The 441-nt window shown below is 61.2% G+C and carries 1 protein-coding gene; it reads left to right on the top strand.

What is annotated here, in order from left to right; genetic code table 11:
• On the top strand, window positions 1–441 hold a 441-nt coding region (locus AACY52_RS31475), incomplete at both ends, for a neutral zinc metallopeptidase (protein WP_339561573.1).

Genomic DNA, 441 nt, shown 5'->3' with positions numbered 1-441 from the left:
CGACCAGGGCATCTATCTCGACACCAGCTTCTTCGACGAACTTGCCAACCGCTTCGGGGCCAAGGGCGATTTCGCGCAGGATTACGTGATCGCGCATGAATTCGGTCATCATATCCAGAATTTGCTTGGTACGTCGGACAAGGTCGCGGCGATCCAGCAGCGCGGCAGCGAAGTTCAGGGCAATCAGGCCTCGGTCAAACTGGAGTTGCAGGCGGATTGCTATGCCGGGGTGTGGGCCGCGCAGAACAAGGATCGGCTCGATCCAGGCGATCTCGAGGAAGGTCTTACCGCCGCACACGCGATCGGCGACGATACGTTGCAGCAGGAATCGCAAGGGCGTGTGGTGCCCGACAGCTTTACCCATGGCACCTCGGCGCAGCGCATGGCGTGGCTGCGCAAGGGGATGGAAACGGGCGACCCCAACCAGTGCGACACCTTCTC

Origin of the sequence: Pseudomonas sp. EA_65y_Pfl1_P113 (assembly GCF_963970525.1) — a bacterium.
GTDB lineage: Bacteria > Pseudomonadota > Gammaproteobacteria > Pseudomonadales > Pseudomonadaceae > Aquipseudomonas > Aquipseudomonas tritici.
Note: the sequence above shows the minus strand (reverse complement) of the source record. Positions and strands in the feature narration are given on the sequence as shown.